15 protein-coding genes are annotated in these 19493 nt (G+C 60.2%); 8 read left to right on the top strand and 7 right to left on the bottom strand.

Annotation, left to right across the window (positions count from 1 at the left end):
* Nucleotides 1–2 precede the first annotated feature (2 nt).
* From DES49_RS05995 to DES49_RS05975, 5 genes are all read right to left on the bottom strand, one after another.
* Nucleotides 3–1355 carry an adenosylmethionine--8-amino-7-oxononanoate transaminase gene (locus DES49_RS05995; protein ID WP_279591377.1) on the bottom strand — a complete coding sequence of 451 codons (1353 nt, stop codon included), beginning with the start codon at nt 1353–1355 and terminating at the stop codon, nt 3–5.
* Between the two features lie 200 nt (nt 1356–1555).
* Nucleotides 1556–2437 (bottom strand): methylenetetrahydrofolate reductase [NAD(P)H], encoded by an 882-nt coding sequence (metF, locus tag DES49_RS05990; protein WP_133735470.1) that lies wholly within the window; start codon nt 2435–2437, stop codon nt 1556–1558.
* A 104-nt stretch (nt 2438–2541) separates the two neighbouring features.
* Nucleotides 2542–3924, bottom strand: coding sequence for an adenosylhomocysteinase (ahcY, locus tag DES49_RS05985; RefSeq protein WP_133735469.1), 1383 nt, complete (start codon nt 3922–3924; stop codon nt 2542–2544).
* Nucleotides 3925–4005: 81 nt separating this feature from the next.
* Nucleotides 4006–5193 (bottom strand): methionine adenosyltransferase, encoded by a 1188-nt coding sequence (gene metK / locus DES49_RS05980; protein ID WP_133735468.1) that lies wholly within the window; start codon nt 5191–5193, stop codon nt 4006–4008.
* 53 nt (nt 5194–5246) lie between these two features.
* Complete coding sequence (locus DES49_RS05975) at nt 5247–6239, bottom strand: metalloregulator ArsR/SmtB family transcription factor (protein WP_133735467.1); 993 nt, start codon at nt 6237–6239, stop codon at nt 5247–5249.
* Nucleotides 6240–6413: 174 nt separating this feature from the next.
* On the opposite strand from DES49_RS05975, the gene tkt reads away from it, so the two are divergent.
* The 5 genes from tkt to DES49_RS05950 all read left to right on the top strand — a co-directional run bounded on the left by tkt (nt 6414) and on the right by DES49_RS05950 (nt 13968).
* Nucleotides 6414–8420 (top strand): transketolase, encoded by a 2007-nt coding sequence (tkt, locus tag DES49_RS05970; protein WP_133735466.1) that lies wholly within the window; start codon nt 6414–6416, stop codon nt 8418–8420.
* Nucleotides 8417–9451, top strand: a complete 1035-nt coding sequence (locus DES49_RS05965; protein ID WP_243864908.1) for a glyceraldehyde 3-phosphate dehydrogenase NAD-binding domain-containing protein — start codon at nt 8417–8419, stop codon at nt 9449–9451. Before tkt ends, DES49_RS05965 begins: the two co-directional genes overlap by 4 nt.
* Before the next feature lie 368 nt (nt 9452–9819).
* Nucleotides 9820–10980, top strand: a complete 1161-nt coding sequence (locus tag DES49_RS05960; protein ID WP_133735465.1) for a phosphoglycerate kinase — start codon at nt 9820–9822, stop codon at nt 10978–10980.
* A 32-nt stretch (nt 10981–11012) separates the two neighbouring features.
* Complete coding sequence (fba, locus tag DES49_RS05955; RefSeq protein ID WP_133735464.1) at nt 11013–12077, top strand: class II fructose-bisphosphate aldolase; 1065 nt, start codon at nt 11013–11015, stop codon at nt 12075–12077.
* A gap of 127 nt (nt 12078–12204) precedes the next feature.
* Nucleotides 12205–13968, top strand: coding sequence for a sensor domain-containing diguanylate cyclase (locus DES49_RS05950; RefSeq protein ID WP_166646003.1), 1764 nt, complete (start codon nt 12205–12207; stop codon nt 13966–13968).
* Here the strand turns inward: DES49_RS05950 and DES49_RS05945 are convergent.
* Complete coding sequence (locus DES49_RS05945; protein ID WP_133735462.1) at nt 13959–15044, bottom strand: AI-2E family transporter; 1086 nt, start codon at nt 15042–15044, stop codon at nt 13959–13961. The two genes, DES49_RS05950 and DES49_RS05945, sit on opposite strands and share 10 nt — an antisense overlap.
* A 216-nt stretch (nt 15045–15260) precedes the next feature.
* Between DES49_RS05945 and DES49_RS05940 the strand changes: the two genes are divergently transcribed.
* Nucleotides 15261–15872 carry an IMPACT family protein gene (locus tag DES49_RS05940; protein WP_133735461.1) on the top strand — a complete coding sequence of 204 codons (612 nt, stop codon included), beginning with the start codon at nt 15261–15263 and terminating at the stop codon, nt 15870–15872.
* Between the two features lie 4 nt (nt 15873–15876).
* Here the strand turns inward: DES49_RS05940 and DES49_RS05935 are convergent, their stop codons facing one another.
* Nucleotides 15877–16542, bottom strand: coding sequence for a hypothetical protein (locus DES49_RS05935; RefSeq protein WP_133735460.1), 666 nt, complete (start codon nt 16540–16542; stop codon nt 15877–15879).
* 198 nt (nt 16543–16740) lie between these two features.
* Here DES49_RS05935 and DES49_RS05930 point away from each other — a divergent pair, with 198 nt between their 5' ends.
* Both DES49_RS05930 and DES49_RS05925 read left to right on the top strand, forming a co-directional pair.
* On the top strand, nt 16741–19047 hold the full coding sequence (locus DES49_RS05930) for a putative monovalent cation/H+ antiporter subunit A (RefSeq protein ID WP_133735459.1): 2307 nt from the start codon (nt 16741–16743) through the stop codon (nt 19045–19047).
* A complete protein-coding gene (locus DES49_RS05925) occupies nt 19044–19478 on the top strand; it encodes a Na+/H+ antiporter subunit B (protein WP_133735458.1) in 435 nt (144 codons plus the stop codon). Before DES49_RS05930 ends, DES49_RS05925 begins: the two co-directional genes overlap by 4 nt.
* Nucleotides 19479–19493 lie beyond the last annotated feature (15 nt).

Here is a 19493-nt window from a genome sequence, read left to right as displayed (position 1 = left end):
TCTCAGTCCCGCGTTGCGATATCAATGCCTTCGGTTGCCACCTGTGCCAGATGGCGAATCTCGTCCTCATTTATGACGTAGGGCGGCATGAAGTAGGTGACGTTGCCCAGCGGGCGCAGCAGTGCCTCGCGGGTGATGGAGTGCTGGTAGACGCGCAGCCCGCGGCGTTCCTGCCAGGGGAAGGGCTCCATGGTGGCCTTGTCCTTCACCAGCTCCATGGCCAGGATCATGCCGTGCTGGCGGATATCGCCCACATGGGGATGGTCACGCAGGTGCTCCACGCTTTCCCCCATGACCTGCGCCTTGCGCCGATTGCTTTCCAGGACATTGTCGTCCCGGAAGATGTCCAGGGTGGCCCTGGCCACGGCACAGCCGATGGGGTTGCCCGTGTAGCTGTGGGAGTGCAGGAAGGCCTTCATGGTGTCGAAGTCGTCGTAGAAGGCGTTGAAGACGTCGTCCGTGGTCATGGTGATGGACAGCGGCAGGTAGCCGGCGGTTAGGCCCTTGGACAGGCACATGAAATCCGGCGAGATGTTGGCCTGCTCACACGCGAAGAGGGTGCCGGTACGGCCGAAGCCCACGGCGATTTCGTCGGCGATCAGGTGGATGTTGTAGCGGTCACAGGCTTCGCGCAGCTTTTTCAGGTAGACCGCATCGTACATGCGCATATGGCCGGCGCACTGGACCAGGGGTTCAATGATGACGGCGCAGACGTTGTCCGCATTCTCGGCCATCAGCTTTTCCATGTGCTCGAACTGGCGCAGGGCATAGTCTTCCCAGCTTTCGCCCTTTTCCCGGTGGAAGGCATCAGGTGCCGGAGCCGTCAGCATCTCCATCAGCAGCGGTTCATAGGTCTTGCGATACAGGCCCACGTCGCTGAGTGCCAGCGCGCCCAGGGTTTCCCCGTGGTAGCTGTTGGAGATGTTGATGAAGTTCTTTTTCTCGGGCTTGCCGGTGTTGCGGAAATAGTGGTAGCTCATCTTGAGCGCCACCTCGATGGCGGACGACCCGTTGTCCGCATAGAAACACCGGTTCAGCCCCTTTGGTGTGACGTCTATGAGTCGTTCGGACAGGTCAATTACTGGCTCGTGGGTAAAACCCGCAAGCATGGCGTGCTCAAGCTGCTGCGTCTGCTGGTTGATGGCCTCGTTGATGCGCGGGTTGGCATGGCCGAAGAGGTTGACCCACCAGGAGCTGACCGCGTCGATGTAGCGGTTACCGTCGAAATCATGGAGCCAGACGCCCTTGCCGCTCTTGAACGGAATAAGGGGCAGGGTTTCATGGTCCTTCATCTGGGTGCAGGGGTGCCAGACGGCTTTCAGGTCCCGTTCAATCATCTCGCGGTTGGATGTCACACCAGACCTCCTGGATTGGCAATCAGTAATGCGGGTGGGGGCTGATGATACGGTGGAAAGGTGGTCAGGGGAAAGGGCTGTAGTGACGGGAACTCGCGCGTGGCGGGCAGGGAACCGGAAATGGAGATGAAAAAAAGCCCGCCGGAGACATCGCTGTCTCCGGCGGGCTTTTTCGGATCGTCATTACCCGAGGTTTCAACTCAGAATGCGATTTTTTCGGCCCGTTCCTTGTCCAGACCCAGGTTATGCCAGATATTGAGGCTGGCGTCGGCCTGGTTCAGGGTATAGAAGTGGAGGCCCGGAGCGCCGGCGTCAAGGAGCTCCTCGCACATACGGGTAACCACTTCTTCGCCGAACTTCTTGATCGACTCCGAGTCATCCCCATAGGCTTCCATCTGCTTGCGGATCCAGCGTGGGATGTCAGCACCGCACATCTCGCTGAACTGCGATATCTTCTGGAAGTTGATGATGGGCATGATGCCCGGTACCACGGGAATGTTCACGCCCATCTTCTCCAGCCGATCCATGAAATGGAAGTAGGCTTCGGCGTTGAAGAAGTACTGCGTGATGGCACTGTTGGCACCGGCGTCGATCTTGCGCTTGAAGTTCAGCAGGTCTGCCTCGGCATTGGGCGCCTGGGGATGGAACTCCGGATAGGCGCCGACTTCCAGAGAGAAGTGGTCGCCGCTGTGTTCACGGATGAATTCCACCAGCTCGTTGGCATAGCGCATTTCGCCGTAACCGGTATTGCCCATACCAGATGGGATATCGCCACGCAGCGCAACGATCCGATCAACACCGTTGTCTTTATAGGTGTCGAGCAGTTCGGAAATGATCTCTTTATTCGACCCCACGCACGAAAGGTGCGGTGCCGTTGAGATGCCCTGACTGTTCAGGTCGATCACGGTGTTCTTGGTACCCTCACGGGTTGAACCGCCGGCACCAAATGTGACCGAGAAAAAATCCGGGTTCAGCTCAGCAAGCCTGTCCCGTGTTGTCTGCAGTTGTGTCACGCCCTTGTCGGTCTTCGGGGGGAAGAACTCGAAGCTGAAGCGTCTCTGGAACTGCTTTTGGCTTTGCATGGTTCTGTTCCTTCCGGGCTCCTGGCCCGATGTTCACTGAATCAAAACCGGGCAGCCGGAGCGCGTAGCGCCCCGGCTGCTGCCATCCATACTGATCCCGGGGATCAGTACTTGTAGGCTTCCGCCTTGAACGGACCGGTAACCGGAACGCCGACGTAGTCGGATTGTTCCTTGGTCATCCGGGTGATCACGCCACCGAAGCCTTCGACCATGTACTGGGCAACTTCTTCGTCCAGTTCCTTCGGGAGGACGCGAACGTAAAGGTTGTCCTTCTTCTGGTCTTCCGGCAGGTCGGCGAACTTGCGCTCGAACAGGTACATCTGTGCTGCAACCTGGTTCGCGAAGGAGCCGTCCATGATCCGTGACGGATGGCCTGTGGCGTTGCCCAGGTTAACCAGGCGGCCTTCAGCCAGCAGGAAGAGATGGTCGTCCTTGGACTTGTCACGATAGATCTTGTGAACCTGCGGCTTGATCTCGTCCCATTCCCAGTTCTCGCGCATGTACGCAGTATCGATCTCGTTGTCGAAGTGACCGATGTTGCAGACGATGGCGCCGGACTTGACCGCGGCCAGCATGTGCTTGTCACACACATCAACGTTACCGGTAGTGGTTACCAGAACGTCAGTGTCCTGCAGCAGCTGCTTGTTGATGGAATCGGCATTGCCCTTGTTCTCGCCATTGATGTAGGGAGAAACAACTTCGTAGCCGTCCATGCACGCCTGCATGGCACAGATCGGGTCGATCTCGGAGATGCGAACGATCATGCCTTCCTGACGCAGCGACTGCGCGGAGCCCTTGCCAACGTCGCCATAGCCGATGACCAGCGCTTTCTTGCCGGACATCAGGTGGTCGAGTGAACGCTTGAGTGCGTCGTTCAGGCTGTGGCGGCAGCCGTACTTGTTGTCGTTCTTGGACTTGGTGACCGAGTCGTTCACGTTGATCGCCGGCACCTTGAGGCTGCCTTCTTCGATCATGTGCTCGAGACGGTGAACGCCCGTGGTGGTTTCCTCGGAAATGCCGTGGCAGTTCTTGAGGATTTCCGGATACTTCTCGTGCAGCATCTCGGTCAGGTCACCGCCGTCGTCCAGGATCAGGTTCGGTTCCCAGCCGTCAACGTCGGCGCCGATGGTGCGCTCGATGCACCACTCGTACTCTTCTTCAGTCTCACCCTTCCAGGCGAATACCGGAACGCCAGTCGCGGCGATGGCGGCAGCGGCCTGATCCTGGGTGGAGAAGATGTTGCAGGAAGACCAGCGCACGTTGGCGCCCAGTGCGGTCAGGGTCTCAATCAGCACGGCCGTCTGCACGGTCATGTGAATGCAGCCCATAACATTGGCGCCTTTCAGCGGCTGATCCTTGCGATACTTTTCACGCAGCTTGATCAGCGCCGGCATTTCGCTCTCGGCGATGGCGATTTCCTTGCGGCCCCAGCCGGCAAGGTCGATGTCAGCTACTTTGTAGTCAGTAAAATTACTGTCCAAAGGCATTGTTAATACTCCTGATTCGTTTGGGTAAATCTGTGCCGCAACAGGGGCGGCCCGAGGCCGTCCCTGCAGGGTAGAGCTGGATTACTTGGCTGCGGCCTTCAGTTCGTCCGCCTTGTCTGTCTTTTCCCAGGGGAAGGTTGTGAAGGTCTGGCCGTTAACAGTCTTCTGGACCGGCTCGCGGCCGAAGTGACCGTAGGCAGCTGTTTCACGGTACATCGGATGCAGCAGATCCAGTTGCTTGGTCAGTGCATAGGGACGCAGGTCGAAGGTCTTGCGAACCAGCTGCTCGATCTGACGGTCATCCATCTTGCCGGTACCGAAGGTGTTGATGGAGATGGACGTCGGCTCGGCAACGCCGATGGCGTAGGAGATCTGGATCTCGCACTTGTCGGCCAGGCCGGCAGCAACGACGTTCTTGGCAACATAACGGCCAGCGTAGGCAGCGGACCGGTCAACCTTGGACGGATCCTTGCCGGAGAATGCGCCGCCGCCGTGGCGTGCCATGCCGCCGTAGGTGTCAACGATGATCTTACGACCAGTCAGACCCGCATCACCTACCGGACCACCGATTTCGAAGTTGCCGGTCGGGTTGATGTGGAACTTGGTGTCGTTGTGGATCAGGTTGGACGGGATCACGTCCTTGACGATCTCTTCCATGACGGCTTCACGCAGCTGCTCCAGGGAAACGTCCGGGCTGTGCTGTGTGGAAAGGACAACGGCGTCGATGCCGGTTACCTTGCCGTCTTCATAACGGCAGCTGACCTGGCTCTTCGCGTCGGGACGCAGCCAGTCAAGCTTCTTGCTCTGCAGCAGTTCGGCCTGCTTTTCGCACATACGGTGCGCGTAGCAGATCGGAGCCGGCATCAGGACGTCGGTCTCGTTACAGGCATAACCGAACATCAGGCCCTGGTCGCCAGCGCCCTGATCTTCCGGCTTGGAGCGGTCAACGCCCTGAGCGATGTCGACGGACTGCTTGCCGACAACGTTGATGAAGGCACAGGTGTTGCCGTCAAAGCCAACGTCGGAGTGGTTGTAGCCGATGTCGGTGATGGCCTTACGCGCTACTTCTTCGAACTCGACGTTCGTGTTGGTGGTGATCTCGCCTGCGATCAGGCACATGCCGGTCTTGACCACGGTTTCGCAGGCGACACGTGCATAGGGGTCGTCCTGCAGGATGCGGTCGAGAATGGCATCGGATACGGCGTCGGACAGCTTGTCCGGATGGCCGGCTGTTACCGACTCGGATGTGAAGAGACTGTAGTCACTCATACTTGCTTTCCTCCTTTTGAAGGTCGTTTAAGGTCATTAAAGGAAGCCGGTTTCTAGGCCGTGAATTCCCTGACCTGGATCTGAAAACCGTTGCGCAGTCCGATGAACAGGGTTTCGCCCTGTTTCAGACCCGCGTCTGTTGCCCACCCCGTAAGCTCTTCCGGTTCGAAGCCCTGCCAGATGTCGCCACAGTTGTCCCTGACCCAGCTCTGTTCGTGCCGGCAGAGTTCACTGATGATCATTCGGCCGCCGGATTCCAGCAGCTGGGCGCTGTCGCGAAAGATGTTCGCGGGGCTGGCCACGTGGTGAAGCACCATGTTGGCCACCACCAGATTGAACGTTTCGTGCTGTTCAATCACATCAGGACACTCGCCATGTACAAGCCGTACATTGCCGAGTCCCTTCTGTTCACAATACTGTTCGGCGCGATCAAGCATGGCGCGAACGTTGTCCACCGCTACGAGCTCTTCAAAACAGCCCGAGAGCATCGGCAGAAAAGGGCCCTCGCCCGGCCCGATCTCAAGTGCCTTCCCGGTTCCGTCACAGGGGAAGCGGCGGCGGATGAGCTCCGCCACGGGCTGGGCGTAGCGTTCATGGCCCGCAATCAGCTCCTGCTGCTCGCGGAACCGACGTGCGTATCGGGCGAAAAAGACCTGGGACTGCTCCGAGCGCTGGCGCCGGATATTGCGGATTCGGTCGAGCACCGCGTCGGAAAGGGCAATCTGGTCGACAGCATCAAATACTGCCTTGACCGCCGTGTATCGGGGCTCGTCGCCGATCCTGAGCAGGGGGCGACGATAGAAGGTCGCATTGCCTTCCCGTTGCGGCTCAAGCAGCCCGGCCTGGGTCAGCACCTTAAGGTGATGGCTCATACCGGACTGGCGCATGTTAAAGAGCTGGCACAACTCCATGACCCCGAAGGTGTCGCGCTGGAGAACCCGCAGGATATCGAGCCTGAGCGGGTCACCGCCCGCTTTGTACAGCGTCGCCAGGGACTGGAGCGCTGTCTCGGTATTTGCGGATTTGACGGGTGCCGTTGAATTCATTGGCGAGAGTCTACGGCTGAAGCGGGTGAGGGTCAACGGCTATATCAAAAAAAATTGATATAGGTGGTTGCTAATTATTTGCTCAATGGCGTGCTGATCGGTGAAAATACGCGCCTTTAATGGGGCCCGACCTCCGGGCACCACCCGAATCCAGTTAATGGGGAGATTCCGTTAATGCCCTCGCGTAAAGACCTTGCCAATGCCATCCGTGCCCTGAGTATGGATGCGGTTCAGAAGGCCAAGTCGGGCCATCCAGGGGCCCCGATGGGAATGGCCGACATTGCCGAGGTGCTCTGGAACGACTACCTGAACCATAACCCGTCCAATCCGTCCTGGCCGGACCGTGACCGTTTCGTCATGTCCAATGGCCATGGTTCCATGCTGCAGTACAGCCTGCTTCATCTGACGGGCTATGATCTGGGTATCGAGGATCTCAAGCAGTTCCGCCAACTGCATTCGCGCACACCGGGGCACCCGGAATACGGCTATACGCCCGGCGTTGAAACAACAACCGGCCCGCTCGGCCAGGGGCTGGCGAATGCGGTTGGCATGGCGGTGGCGGAGAAAACGCTGGCGGCGCAGTTCAACCGCGAGGGTTACCCGGTCGTGGACCATTACACCTACGCCTTCGTGGGGGACGGTTGCCTGATGGAGGGGATCTCCCACGAAGCCTCGTCGCTGGCCGGCACCCTCGGACTGGGCAAGCTGGTGGTGTTCTACGATGACAATGGTATTTCCATTGATGGCGATGTCAGCGGCTGGTTTACCGAGGATACCCCCAAGCGCTTTGATGCCTACGGCTGGCAGGTGATTTCCGATGTGGACGGGCACGATTCCAAGGCGGTGAAGACGGCCATTGAAAAGGCACGAGCCAACACCGCCCAGCCCACGCTGATCTGCTGCAAGACGGTGATTGGTTTCGGCTCTCCCGGTAAGGCCGGTTCCGAGAGCAGCCATGGTGCGCCTCTCGGGGATGATGAGATTGAGGCCACCCGCCAGAACCTGGGGTGGACCCACGGGCCCTTCGAGGTTCCGGACGATATCCGAAGTGCTTGGGATGCTCGCGAGCAGGGCGCCAGTGCCGAGAAACAGTGGCAGGCACTTTTTGATGACTACGAAAAGGCCTATCCGGAGTTGGCAGCGGAACTCAAGCGCCGCCTGGCGGGCGACCTGCCAGCGGACTTCGCTGAAAAAGCCGACGCCTACATCCGCCAGTGCCAGGAAACCGGGGAAAGTATTGCGACCCGTAAGGCCTCGCAGAATACCCTCAATGCATACGGCTCTGTGCTTCCCGAGCTCCTGGGAGGGTCCGCGGACCTGGCCGGCTCCAACAACACGATCTGGGAAGGCTGCAAACCCATTACGGCCGAAGACGCCAGTGGTAACTACATCTATTACGGCGTGCGCGAGTTCGCCATGACCGCCATGGGCAGCGGTATGGCGCTGCACGGTGGCTTCGTGCCCTACGTCGCGACCTTCCTGATCTTCATGGAATACGCGCGCAACGCCACGCGCATGGCCGCGCTCATGAAACAGCGCAACATCCTGGTCTACACCCACGACTCCATCGGTCTCGGCGAGGACGGCCCGACCCACCAGCCGGTGGAGCAGCTGGCAAGCCTGCGCCAGACTCCCAACATGAGCCTCTGGCGCCCCTGTGACACCGTCGAGACGGCGGTTGCCTGGAAAGCGGCACTGGAGCGTAATGACGGCCCAACTGCTCTGGTGTTCACCCGTCAGGGACTGGCCCACCAGGATCGTGACGAACAGCAGCTGGCCAATATCGCCCGTGGGGCTTATATCCTCTCGGATTCGGACGCAGAGCCGGAACTGATCTTCATCGCCACGGGTTCCGAGGTGGCACTTGCACAGGAAGCGGCCTCACAGCTGCGCGAGCAGGGCCGCCAGGTGCGCGTGGTGTCCATGCCGTCCACCGATGTATTCGAAGCCCAGGATGCGGCCTACAAGCAGGAAGTACTGCCTGCCCAGGTAACCTGCCGCATTGCGGTTGAAGCCGGTATTACCGATTACTGGTACAAGTACGTTGGCATCGACGGCCGGGTGCTCGGCATGACCACCTTCGGGGAGTCCGCGCCGGCAGGGCCGCTGTTCGAGGCCTTCGGGTTTACGGCGGATAATCTTCTTTCCATGGCGGAAGAACTCCTGGAATCCATCGAGTGAGCGAGGCGGGCAGCGTGGTGGCACGGGTCGCCATAAACGGGTATGGGCGTATCGGGCAATGCGTCCTGCGCGCGCTCTACGAAAACGGCTACCGGGACCGCTTGCAGGTGGTGGCCATCAATGAGCTGTCCGACCCGGATACCATCGCGCACCTGACAAGCTTCGACACCACTCACGGCCGGTTTGCGGGCCGGGTGGCGGTGGACGGTGAGAACCTGATCGTCAACGACGATGCCATCCGCGTCGCGCGCGAACCCTCACCGGCGAAGCTGCCCTGGAAGGAGCTGGACGTGGACCTGGTGCTGGAATGCACCGGCGCCTTCACCAGCAGGGCCTCTGCGGAAGAACATATTGCCAGCGGCGCCCGACGGGTCATGTTTTCACAGCCGGCCGAGCCGGATGTGGACCGGACGTTGGTGTACGGGGTCAATCATGACACCCTGGGCCCCGAGGATCGCATCGTCTCCAACGCCTCCTGCACCACCAACTGCATCGTACCCATCATCCAGCGCCTGGATGAAGCCTACGGCATTGAATGCGGCTCCATCACCACCATCCACTCGGCCATGAACGACCAGCCGGTCATCGATGCCTACCACCACCAGGACCTGCGCCGCACCCGAAGCGCCTTCCACAACATGGTGCCGGTCCAGACCGGCCTGGCACGCGGCATTGAACGCCTCCTGCCGGCCATGAAGGACCGCTTCAGTGCGGTCGCCGTGCGTGTGCCAACGATCAACGTCTCGGCCATCGACATGACGGTGACTGTGCGCTCGACGACAGATGCAGCGGCGGTGAACGAGCTGCTCCGCAATACCGCGGCATCGTCCCTTGAAGGTATTATTGGGTACAGCGACGAACTCCTGGCCAGCACGGATTTCAATCACGATGCCCGGTCCGCGATTGTCGACGGCGGGCACACTCGGGTGAGTGGGGGGCAGATGATCAAGGTGCTGTGCTGGTTCGATAACGAGTGGGGGTTTGCGAATCGGATGCTGGATGTTGCCGGTTATTGGACAGCATTGAAGTAGAGATAGCAGCCTGCACGGAGCTTGGAGCATTGGAGCGGGGCAACGCTTTCAGGGAGGCTCTTCGTCAGGGATGACGAAGCGCCAGCGTCCATGGATGGACTTGCAGCGGTCCCTGAAAGCGTTGCCCCGCTCCGATGCCGGCACTGGAATTGGACGGCTTGTTGGGTGCGGGCACCGAAGTGTGGTGGCCCTTTCAGGGACCGCTGTGAACCCATCCCTGGGCGCTGGCGCGATGACATCCTGTCATCGAGCCTCCCTGAAAGGGCCACCACACTCCGGTGCTTCAGGCAATGTGCAGGTCGCCGGTAGTTTGAGAGTTTTGGGCAGATTTAAAGACTTAAACCCTTAAAGACTGAAGGAAGGACACCATGACCATTAAACGCATGACCGATCTGGATCTGAGGGGCAAGCGGGTACTGATCCGCGAGGACCTGAATGTTCCCATCAAGGACGGCAAAGTCACCAGCGACGCACGCCTGCGCGCCTCCCTGGAAACCATCCGTGCCGCAACGGACGCCGGTGGCCGGGTCATGCTGATGTCCCATCTTGGCCGCCCCGAGGAAGGCGTCTATTCCGAGGAGGACTCTCTCAAGCCTGTTGCCGCTCGGCTGGGTGAGCTGCTTGGCCAGGAGGTGCGTGTTATCCAGGATTATCTGGATGGCGTTGAGGTGGACGAGGGCGAGGTTGTCCTGTGTGAGAACGTCCGTTTCAACAAGGGCGAGAAGAAGGACGACGAAGCCCTGGCGAAGCGTTACGCGGCGCTTTGCGATGTTTTTGTTATGGATGCCTTCGGGACGGCCCATCGGGCCCAGGCGTCCACCCACGGGGTGGCCAGATTTGCGCCGGAAGCCTGCGCCGGGCCATTGCTGGCCGGGGAGCTGGATGCGCTGACCAAGGCGCTGGAGCATCCGGAGAAGCCCGTGGTTGCCATTGTGGGCGGCTCCAAGGTTTCGACCAAGCTCACGGTGCTGGAGCAGCTTTCGAAAGTTGTCGACAAGCTGATCGTGGGTGGCGGTATTACCAACACCTTCCTGGCGGCCAGTGGTAAGCCGGTGGGCAAGTCCCTGTGTGAGCACGATATGATGGACGAAGCCCGCGCGTTGATGGAGAAGGTGGACATTGCCCAGCCCACGGACGTGGTTGTCGCCTCCGAGGTGTCCGAGACTGCAAGGGCCACCACCAAGTCGGTGGACGAGGTGACCGATGACGACATGATCCTCGATATCGGGCCCAAAACCGCCTCGGCCTTTGCGGATCTGCTGGTGGATGCCAAGACCATTATCTGGAACGGGCCGGTTGGCGTGTTCGAGATCGATGCATTCTCTGGCGGCACGCGGCGCCTTGCCAATGCGATTGCGGACAGTGATGCGTTTTCTCTCGCCGGTGGCGGTGATACCGTAGCGGCGATTGACCAGTTCGGGGTAAGCGACCGGATTTCCTACATTTCCACCGGTGGCGGCGCCTTCCTGGAATTCGTGGAAGGGCATACCCTGCCGGCGGTTGCGGTACTCGAGGAACGCGGCGCCTGAGCGTCATTCAATTACCATTAAGGAGATGCCCCATGGCTCTGATTTCCATGCGACAGTTGCTCGACCATGCTGCTGAGCATGGCTACGGCGTTCCAGCGTTCAACGTGAACAATCTGGAACAGATGCGCGCCATCATGATGGCCGCGAACAAGACGGACAGCCCGGTGATCGTCCAGGCCTCAGCCGGTGCGCGCAAGTACGCGGGCGCGCCTTTCCTGCGCCGCCTGATGGAAGGGGCGGCCGAGGAATGGCCGCACATCCCGATCGCGGTGCATCAGGACCACGGCACCAGCCCGGCCGTCTGCCAGCGTTCCATCCAGCTTGGTTTCACCTCCGTGATGATGGACGGTTCCCTGGGCGAAGACGGCAAGACGCCCATGGATTACGACTACAACATGGGCGTGACACGCAAGACCGTCGAGATGGCCCATGCCTGTGGCGTTTCCGTAGAGGGCGAGCTGGGCTGCCTGGGGTCGCTGGAGTCCGGTGAAGCCGGGGAGGAAGACGGCGTGGGTGCGGCCGGCAAGCTCAGCCATGACCAGATGCTGACGGACCCGGAAGAAGCTGCCCAGTTTGTAAAGGACACCTACTGTGACGCCCTGGCCATTGCCATCGGCACCAGTCACGGCGCCTACAAGTTTACCCGGCCGCCCACGGGCGACATCCTGGCAATCGACCGGATCAAGGAGATCCATGCGCGGATTCCCGATACGCACCTGGTCATGCATGGATCCTCCTCCGTGCCCCAGGAGTGGCTCGACATCATCAACCAGTATGGTGGCGAGATTCCGGAAACCTATGGCGTGCCCGTTGAGGAGATCGCGGAAGGCATTCGCCATGGTGTGCGCAAGGTGAACGTGGATACGGATCTGCGCCTGGCCGCGACCGGTTCGGTACGCCGCTTCCTGGCCGAAAACCCGGCGGAGTTTGACCCCCGCAAGTTCCTCAAGGAAGCCCTGGCGGGCATGTATGATGTGTGCGTGAAGCGTTATGAAGCCTTCGGCACCGCCGGTAACGCCAGTAAGATCAAGCCCATCAAGCTGGAGGACATGGTCCCGCGCTATGACAGCGGCGAGCTGGATCCGAAGGTCAATTAACCGGTTGTCAACGTAATTTTACACGAGAAAATGTGAGCTGATTCACGTTCTGGGCTAGGCTGCTGTCATGAAACCATTGCGGCAGTCTGGTCCCAACGTCAGTGCCATTATCATTTGCATGCTGGTAATGGTACTGACTGCTTCGTCTGTCACTGCGGCGGATCTTCAGAACGTCTATCAGATGCCGCTCAACAGCCATATCGAATTCCTGGAAGACCCGTCCACCAATCGGGATCTGTCGTCCGTCAGACACCGGGATGACTGGCAACAGCAGGGTGAGGGCGCCTTCAACCAGGGGTATTCGGATTCTGCCTGGTGGCTCCGGTTTACTCTGACCAATGATGCGGATACCGGTATTGAGCGACTCCTTTCCCTGGAATACCCGGTTCTGGGTGATGTGCAGGTCCATGTAGTATCGGATCGCAACGATCGCCAGTTCCACCAGCTTGGTCACAACTACCCCTATAATCAGCGCCCCGTGGATCACCGCTTCTTTGTTATCCCCCTCGAGTGGCAACCGGGTGAGACGCTGTCGGTCTATATGCGTGTCAGATCCCAGACGTCGGTACAGGTACCGGCAACCCTGTGGGAGCGGGATACGTTCCGCAGCCACGATATGACTGCAAACATCCTCCAGGGGATCTATTTCGGGGCCTTCCTGGTTATTGCGGTCTACAACCTCCTGCTGTATTTCGCGCTGGGCGAGCGTAACTACCTCTATTACGTCGGTTTTGTGATGAGCATGGCGCTACTCATGGCGTCACTCACGGGCTATGGGTTCCGCCATCTATGGCCCGGCGCAACGGTATGGAATGATCAGGCAATACTGGTATTCATTTCCGGTATTCTCGGGTTTGCAGGGCTGTTCATTCGCCGCTTCCTGGAGCTCAGTAGAATCTCGGTCATGCTGGATCGACTGGCTCTGGCGTTCGTTGTTGTCAGTGCTGTCTGTGTCGTCCTTGCCTTTTATCTGAGCTATTTCACCCTGATTGCGGTGCTGATTCCCCTGGTGGTTGCCGGCTGTATTTTTGCGTTCCTGGGCGGGATCTATGCCTGGGGGCAAGGTCAGGCAACGGCCAAGTATTTCGTGATGGCCTGGACCTTTATCCTGGCCGGAGGGTCGATTCTGGCCCTTTCAAAGGGGGGCGTTCTGCCGTCGAACTTCTTCACGGATCATGCGGCCCAGCTTGGCTCCATGATTGAGGTGGTATTGCTGTCGTTTGCACTGGCACAGCGCATCAACGTGGAGCGCCAGTTGCGTTACCAGGCTCAGTCGGAAACCCTTGAGACCGCCCGGCGTCTGAACCGGGAGCTGGAAGAGCGTGTCCAGGAACGCACCCAGGAACTGGAAAAACTGAATGAGAAGCTGAATGAGCTCAGTGTTACGGATGAGCTGACGGGGCTGCGTAACCGGCGCTTTCTGGATCAACAACTGGAACAGGAGGTCGGGCGCGCGTGGCGTTCAGGGAGTTCCCTGGCGGTTGCGATGCTGGATATTGATCATTTCAAGCCGGTTAATGATACCTATGGTCATCAGGTGGGGGATGCGTGCCTCAGGATGGTTGGCGAGATCCTGCGTGGGTCGCTGCGCTCGCCTTCGGATACCGGGGCGCGGTACGGCGGTGAAGAGTTTGCGCTGATATTACCGGATACGGATTGCGAAGAAGCACTGGCGGTGGTCGAGCGCGTGCGTGCGCGGATCCATGCCACCCGGGTTGAGTCTGACGGGGTGGTTCTGGAATTAACGTTGAGCGCCGGGGTTACGGCTCACCCGGTGAATGAGTCGGTCACCCCGGATCAATTTCTGGTGGAGGCGGACGAAGCGCTCTACCGTGCCAAGGAAACCGGACGTAACCGGGTCTGTGCCTACGGGGATCAGGCTCAGTCCTGATCCGCCGCGTCGCTAACCATGCTTTCTGAGGGCTCAGGGCGTTTGAAGTCCCGGATGAATATACCCCAGAAAGCGGTGAAAAGGGCGGCGATCAGGGGGCCGATCACAAAGCCGTTGATGCCGAAGAGCATCAGGCCGCCCAGGGTCGAGAGCAGGACAATGTAGTCCGGGAGCTTGGTATCGCGGCCGACGAAGACCGGGCGAAGCAGGTTGTCGATGAGGCCGATGACAACGGTCCCGAACAGAACCAGAACGATGGATTCGATCCATGCGCCGACGGCAAAGAGATAGATGGCCGCTGGCACCCAGATCAGGCCCGCACCCACGGCGGGAATCAGTGACAGCACGCCCATGACAACCCCCCACAGAATGGCCGCAGGCAGTGACAGTGCCCAGAAAATGAATCCTCCCAGTGCGCCCTGGATGGCGGCGATCAGTATGTTGCCCTTGATGGTGGCCCGGGTAACCTCGGCAAACTTGCCCTGGAGCAGTGCGCCCCGCTCCTGGCTCAGTGGCAGGGCCTGTGCCAGCAGGTTCTTGAGGTAATCGCCGTCGCGCAGCAGGAAAAAGGCGAGATAGAGCATGATGGTGAAATGGATGAAGAACCGGACGGTGTTCTGGCCGATGTTCAGGGCACTCTGCGCGAAGAACTGGCTGCCCTGCATCAGGGTGTTGATGGCGCGCTCCCGAAGGTTGTCCAGGTTGATGCCGGCTGCTTCCATGGCGGAGCCGATGAAGGGGACGGTTTCGCCGATCCGTCTGATGAACTGTTCGGGGTCGATTTCACCGGCCTGCATCTGCTGGTAGAACTTGACGCCTTCGTACACAAAGGAGGCGGTGACGAAGAGCGTGGGCATGATGACGATGAACAGGCAGAAGCCCAGTGTGGCGAGGGCGGTCAGGTTGGGGCGTTCGCCCCAGAAGCGGGTAAAATACTTCTGGATGGGGAAGAAGATGATGGCGAGGGCGCAGGCCCAGAAGATGGCGCCGAAGAAGGGTTTCATGATGTAGAAGAACAGGGCGGTGACGATGGCCAGCAGTAAGAGGAAACTGCGTTGTTCCAGGCGAGCCTGCATTCGGGGCCTCCGTGCGGTGGTTGATATTGTGCACGGTGAAGGATGGAGGCCGGTGGTCCTTTCCGGGAATCGCTGTAAATACGTCCCTGTACGCTGCGCTTCCGCCATCCATGGCTCCAGAGCTTCCCGGAAAGCACCACCGGCCTCCATCCTTCACCGTTTCTGGTTGTTGATGAAGTGAGGGCTGAGGATACTGCGACTGATGGACATGCACAAATGAATGACGCCGCACTTTATCCGGTGCCCGCCAGCACAGGCCGGGCAGAGACCGAGGTTCGCAAGAGTCGTTTCATTGCGGTGGCCGCGCGTGCCGAGACGCGGGAGGAGGCGTTGGCCGTTGTTGAGGAGGCGCGGGTGGCGCATCCGGAGGCGCGGCATCATTGCTGGGCTTATGTGTTGGGGGAGCCGGGAGCGGCGACGAGTGCGGCCATGAATGATGATGGGGAGCCTTCGGGGACGGCGGGGCGGCCGATTCTGAGTGTGATTGAGCACAAGGGGATCGGGGACGTTGTTGTTGTGGTCAGTCGTTATTTTGGGGGTGTGAAGCTGGGGGCCGGTGGGCTGGTGCGGGCCTACGCGGGGGCGGCTGAGGCGGTGCTTTCGGAGCTGCCGGTGACGCAGCGGGAGCCGGTTGTGACACTGAGTCTGAGCGGTGGCTTTGCTGATGAACAGCCTCTTCGCCACGAGGCGGACCAGCTTGGTGGCTCGGTGGATGAGGTGCGTTACGGCGATGGGATTGAGGTGATCATGACGATTCCCTCGGCGGCCCGCGAGACGCTGGTGGCGATGTGCCAGGCACGCCAGTTGGAAGTGGTGGAACTGGGCTGAGGCCCTAGAAGCGCACTGACAGGCCGATGCCGTGGCGCGTTGCGTAGATATTGGATTGGATGGGGATGGTGGTTCGCCCCATGGTGATCTCCGATGCGTCGCTGAAGGTGGTGGGGGCGGTCCATAGTTTGAATTCGTTGACCAGTAGGCCTATGGCTGCTGTGCGCAGGCCGTCATCCGGTCGATCATCACCCTCGGCGATGGCTGCGTAGGCGCCCGCGTTCACGATCAGCGAACCTATCCGCCCGCGCCAGCCACGGAGCCGGGCTTCGGAACCGGCGGCTTCCCGGGCGATGGCGCTGGCCTTGTCCGATGTGTCCCGGTCGTCGTGTGAAAGTGCGTGATAGTCCCGGTAGGCCTGGGTCTGGGGCGGGGTGGTGATCAGTGTATCGATCAGGCCCAGGCCGGCGGTGACGGCGCCGACACGGCCGTCGTAGCGATCGTCGGGGTCGTCGGCGCTGGTGCCGAGATACAGGTTGTAGGTTGCCGATCCGGCGAAGAAGGCAGCCCACCCCCAGCGCCAGGTTTCAGCGGATTCCATACCCTCCACCATGAGTGCGCCCAGCTTCCCGCGCTCAAGGTTAGTCTGGGCGAATGCCTGGGGCAGGGTGGCAGCCAGTAACAGTATGCTGGACATCAGCAATCGGCAGTAGCGCATTCCGGCTTTCATTCGGGCGGTGATCCAGCGTTGGTTTTGGTGACGTACTCAGGCACTCACTTTATAGTAAATGGGTACGCGCCTGGCGTGATCCAGTACCGACCCGGGCTTTCTTGTCATCGATCAAGGGCTTCGGTATCCTCGTCTGGATTTTCAGGGCCCTGAGGCGGTTGCTCGGGAAAGTGGTACGGGAAGGAGTTTACTGATCTCATGCTGATAGCCGTACTGTCCGGATTCCTGCTGGCCCTGATCGCTCCCGCTGTCTGCGCGGTATCCAGGGAGTGGGCGGGGTGGACGCTGGCTCTGCTGCCTGCGGCGCTCTTTGCCTGGTTTGCCAGCTACCTTCCCGGTGTAATGGCGGATGGCGCCCAGGTCATAACCTATCCCTGGTTCCCCGCGCTCGATATCCAGCTCAGCTTCCTCATCGACGGCCTGTCGCTGATGTTTGCGCTGCTGATCAGCGGCATTGGCACCTTCATCCTGATCTATGCCGGGGGCTACCTGAAGGGGCACCCCGACATTGCGCGTTTCTACGTGGTGATGCTTGCCTTCATGGCGTCCATGCTGGGGGTGGTGCTCTCTGACAACCTGATCAGCCTTTTTGTGTTCTGGGAGCTGACCAGTATTACGTCCTACCTGCTGATTGGTTTTGACCATGAGGATATGAATGCCCGCCGCAGTGCCCTCCAGGGGTTGTTCGTAACCGCTGCAGGGGGGCTGGCGCTGATGGCCGGGCTGGTCATGCTCGGGACGATTACGGGTAGTTATGCCCTGAGTGACGTGCTGGCATCGGAAACCGTCCTCTCGGAGCATCCCTGGTTCACGCCGTTACTGCTCTGCGTCCTGGCCGGCTGCTTTACCAAGTCCGCCCAGGTGCCCTTCCATTTCTGGTTGCCCAATGCCATGGCGGCGCCGACACCGGTATCCGCCTTCCTCCACTCGGCCACCATGGTCAAGGCGGGGGTCTACCTGCTGGCGCGGCTGAGTCCGGCGATGGGAGACAGTGAGCTCTGGACGCTGTTGCTGTCACTCTTCGGCGGGATGACCATGTTCCTGGGTGCTTTCATGGCGATTACCCATACCGGGGCCAAGAAGCTGCTTGCCTACTCCACCATCATGGCGCTGGGGACGCTGGTCATGCTGATCGGTATTGGTACCCACTACGCCATGGTGGCCTTTGCCACTTTCCTGATCGCGCATTCCCTCTACAAGGGCGCGCTCTTTATGATCGCGGGCATTCTTGATCATGAGACGGGGACCAAGGACGTTTCTGAAATGGGGGGGCTGGCTCGGCTGATGCCGATAACAGCGATTTTCACGGTCGTGGCGGCCCTGTCACTGGCTGCTGTTCCGCCCCTGCTTGGTTTTGTGGGCAAGGAGCTGATGTTCGAGGCGGTTCTGGGTGCCCCGGTTCTTGGCGGGCTGCTGATCGTGCTGGCCGTCGGGGCCGGGGTTGGCGTGATGGTGGCGGCCGGCGTGATTGCGATAAAACCCTTCTTTGGCGAGCGGCGTGAGACCCCGAAGCATCCCCACGAGGCGCCCGTTTCCATGCTGGCCGGCCCCGTGGTTCTGGCCTCCCTGTCGCTGCTGTTCGGGCTGGCGCTGTTCATCCCGGAGCAGGCACTGGTCGGCCCCGTGGTGACGTCATTGGGAGGCGCGGCGGACAAGGTGCATCTGTCGCTATGGCACGGGATCAATGTGCCGCTGATGCTGTCCGGGCTGAGTCTGGTCATTGCCCTGGCGATCTTCGCCTTCTGGTCGCGGCTTCAGCCCTCCCTTGCCATCCTGCGTGAGGCGGGCGGGCGTTTTGGGCCCGAGGCCGGGTACTTCCGCATCATGGAGTGGCTGACCCGGATTGCGTCCTGGCAGACACGGGTGCTGCAGAACGGCACCATGGGGAACTACCTGATCACCCTGGTGATGACCACGGTCCTGATTACGGGCTATACGCTGCTGTCCCAGCATGGTTCCACGCTGCGGGTGCCGGTTCCGGCCCTGGACTCCGGTTTCGCCTGGTCGATTGCGCTGTTGATGCTTGTTTCGGCGCTCTTTGCGAGCATCACACGCTCCCGGCTGGGCGCCGTGGCGTCCATGGGGGTCATGGGGTTCAGTGTCGCCCTGATCTTCATTCTGTTCAGTGCGCCGGACCTGGGTATCACCCAGATCCTGGTGGAAACCCTGACCGTGATCCTGCTGGTACTGGTGCTTTTCCGGCTTCCGGGTTTTATCCGGCTGTCGTCACCGCTCGAGCGGGGCCGCGACATTGTGGTGGCGATCTTCGCCGGTGTGCTGATGACACTGCTTATCCTTGCGGCGACTGACCTTCAGTTCTTTGATCCGATTTCCGCGGAGCAGGTCGCTCGCAGTGCGCCGGACGCCCATGGTCGTAATATCGTCAACGTCATCCTGGTGGACTTCCGGGCGCTGGATACCCTGGGTGAGATCTTCGTTCTGGCGCTGGCGGCGGTTGGGGTCTACTCCATGATCAACCTGCGGGCGGAGGATCAGCGCTCATGAACGAAAGCAATACGCTGATACTGCGAACGGCGGCGCTGTTCCTGATGCCGCTGCAGTTGCTGTTTTCGGTCTTTCTGCTCCTGCGGGGTCACGATGAGCCCGGAGGCGGTTTCATCGCCGGGCTTGTGGCCTCCGGGGCTGTGGTGCTGTTTCTGTTCTCCTACGGGGTTCGCGAGGCCCGTTCCCTGCTGCGGGTGGATCCGCGCGATCTTCTGGCTGCGGGACTGTTGTTTGGGCTCGCCTCCGTATTTCCGGCGCTTCTTGTGGGCGACCCCCTGATGACCGCCCAGTGGTGGTATCTGCCCATGCCCGGCGGTGGCACGCTGAAGCTCTCGACGCCCCTTATTTTTGACATCGGTGTCTACCTGACGGTGGTTGGGGCCATCCTGACCATGGTATTCGCGCTCTCCCAGGCCGAGTCGGATGCCTGAGGCAGAAGGAGGGAT

It is taken from the genome of Halospina denitrificans (assembly GCF_004364635.1).
In the GTDB taxonomy this organism is placed as follows: Bacteria; Pseudomonadota; Gammaproteobacteria; order Pseudomonadales; family Oleiphilaceae; genus Halospina; species Halospina denitrificans.
Note: the sequence above shows the minus strand (reverse complement) of the source record. Positions and strands in the feature narration are given on the sequence as shown.

Coding starts and splice junctions, on each gene's coding strand:
- metF (WP_133735470.1), bottom strand. CDS start 2,437: ATGCAAAGCCAAAAGCAGTTCCAGAGACGCTTCAGCTTCGAGTTCTTC.
- ahcY (WP_133735469.1), bottom strand. CDS start 3,924: ATGCCTTTGGACAGTAATTTTACTGACTACAAAGTAGCTGACATCGAC.
- metK (WP_133735468.1), bottom strand. CDS start 5,193: ATGAGTGACTACAGTCTCTTCACATCCGAGTCGGTAACAGCCGGCCAT.
- DES49_RS05975 (WP_133735467.1), bottom strand. CDS start 6,239: ATGAATTCAACGGCACCCGTCAAATCCGCAAATACCGAGACAGCGCTC.
- tkt (WP_133735466.1), top strand. CDS start 6,414: ATGCCCTCGCGTAAAGACCTTGCCAATGCCATCCGTGCCCTGAGTATG.
- DES49_RS05960 (WP_133735465.1), top strand. CDS start 9,820: ATGACCATTAAACGCATGACCGATCTGGATCTGAGGGGCAAGCGGGTA.
- fba (WP_133735464.1), top strand. CDS start 11,013: ATGGCTCTGATTTCCATGCGACAGTTGCTCGACCATGCTGCTGAGCAT.
- DES49_RS05950 (WP_166646003.1), top strand. CDS start 12,205: ATGGTACTGACTGCTTCGTCTGTCACTGCGGCGGATCTTCAGAACGTC.
- DES49_RS05945 (WP_133735462.1), bottom strand. CDS start 15,044: ATGCAGGCTCGCCTGGAACAACGCAGTTTCCTCTTACTGCTGGCCATC.
- DES49_RS05940 (WP_133735461.1), top strand. CDS start 15,261: ATGAATGACGCCGCACTTTATCCGGTGCCCGCCAGCACAGGCCGGGCA.
- DES49_RS05935 (WP_133735460.1), bottom strand. CDS start 16,542: ATGAAAGCCGGAATGCGCTACTGCCGATTGCTGATGTCCAGCATACTG.
- DES49_RS05930 (WP_133735459.1), top strand. CDS start 16,741: ATGCTGATAGCCGTACTGTCCGGATTCCTGCTGGCCCTGATCGCTCCC.
- DES49_RS05925 (WP_133735458.1), top strand. CDS start 19,044: ATGAACGAAAGCAATACGCTGATACTGCGAACGGCGGCGCTGTTCCTG.